The 1,659-nt window shown below is 64.9% G+C and carries 2 protein-coding genes; both read right to left on the bottom strand.

Going from position 1 to position 1,659, the window contains the following annotated elements; genetic code table 11:
• The coding region (locus ACXJKR_RS31770; protein ID WP_457326244.1) for an ATP-binding cassette domain-containing protein at window positions 1-663 on the bottom strand (663 nt) is incomplete at its 3' end.
• Between the two features lie 8 nt (window positions 664-671).
• The gene (locus tag ACXJKR_RS31775; RefSeq protein ID WP_056196083.1) at window positions 672-1,655 is read right to left on the bottom strand and encodes a BMP family lipoprotein; all 984 of its coding nucleotides are present in this window, start codon (window positions 1,653-1,655) and stop codon (window positions 672-674) included.
• Window positions 1,656-1,659: the final 4 nt, after the last annotated feature.

The raw sequence follows: 1,659 nt of genomic DNA on the forward strand, positions 1-1,659 counted from the left end.
CGTCTCGACCACCTGCCCCGCCCGCATCACCGTGACGGCGCTGCACAGGCTCATGACCTCCCGCAGCTTGTGCGTGATGAGGATCAGCGTCGTGCCGCGCTCCTTCAAGCGGCGCAGCGTGACGAAAAGCTGGTCGGTCTCCTGCGGAGTCAGCACGGCCGTCGGCTCGTCCAGGATCAGGATCTTGGCGCCGCGGTACAGCGCCTTCAGGATTTCCAGGCGCTGCAACTCGCCCACGGGCAGGTCGGCCACCACGGCGTCGAGCTGCACGGTGAGGCCGGTCTCCTGCATCAGCGCCTGCAGCTTCTTGCGCACCTCGGCCTTGGCCGGCGCCAGGAAGAAGCGCCCTTCGGCGCCCAGCATGATGTTTTCCAGGCAGGTCAACGTGTCGACCAGCATGAAGTGCTGGTGCACCATGCCGATACCCAGGGCAATGGCCTGCTGGGAATTGGCGATGTGGACCTGCTGGCCGTTGACCTCGATATGGCCTGAATCGGCGTGGTAGTAGCCATACAGGATGGCCATCAGCGTGCTCTTGCCCGCGCCGTTCTCGCCGACGAGGCCATGCACGCTGCCCGCGGCGATGTCGAAGGACACCTCGCGGTTGGCCTGGACCGCGCCAAAGCGCTTGGAAATCGCCCGGAGGCGGACGGCGGGCGTCATCGCGCCGCTCAGAACTTACAAGCGTTGTCCGCCATGTAGTCGGCCACCTTCACCTTGCCGGCAATGATGTCGGCCTTGATGGCTTCAACCTTGGCCTTCAGCGGTGGCGTGATGAGCTTGGCGTTGTTGTCGTCCAGCGCATAGTCGACGCCGCCTTCCTTCAGGCCCAGCACGCTGACGCCGGGCTTCCAGGCCTTCAGCACGTTGTAGACGGCCACGTCCACATGCTTGACCATGGAGGTCAGCATCGTGCCGGGCTGGATGTGGTTCTGGTTGCTGTCCACGCCGATGGCGAGCTTGCCAGCGTCCTTGGCGGCCTGATACACGCCAACGCCTGTGCCGCCGGCGGCGGCAAAGACGACGTCCGAACCCTTGGCGAACTGGCTCTTGGCCAGCTCACCGCCGCGGGTCGGGTCGTTCCAGGCAGTCGATGTGGTGCCCGTCATGTTGGCGAACACCTCGATTTTGGGGTTCGTCGCCTTGGCGCCCTGCTCGTAGCCGCACTGGAACTTGCGGATCAGCGGGATGTCCATGCCGCCGACAAAGCCGACCTTGTTGGTCTTGGTGACCAGGGCCGCCATGGCGCCGACGAGGTAGCTGCCTTCGTGCTCCTTGAACAGCAGCGACTGCACATTGGGCAGGTCGACCTTGGCGTCGATGATGGCGAACTGGGTCTTGGGGAAGTCCTTGGCCACCTGCTGCAGGGCCGACGCCTGGGCGAAGCCGATGCTGATGATGGGGCTGGCACCCCGCTCGGCCATGCGGCGGATGGCCTGCACGCGCTGGGTGTCGTTGCTGATCTCGAACTCGAGATAGGTCTTGCCGGTTTCCTTCTTCCACTGCTCGGCGCCCTGGTAGCCGGCCTGGTTGAAGGATTTGTCGAACTTGCCGCCCATGTCGAAGATCACCGCGGGCTGCTGGGCCTGGGCCATGGCCGATGCGACCAGCAGGGTCAAGGCAGCAAGACGGGGCAGAGAGGTCGTCATGGGCATGGGG

The sequence above is a fragment of the Roseateles sp. P5_E11 genome (assembly GCF_054049355.1).

Excerpts from the sequence above, each read along its gene's own strand:
- ACXJKR_RS31775 (WP_056196083.1), bottom strand. The coding sequence starts at position 1,655 with ATGCCCATGACGACCTCTCTGCCCCGTCTTGCTGCCTTGACCCTGCTG.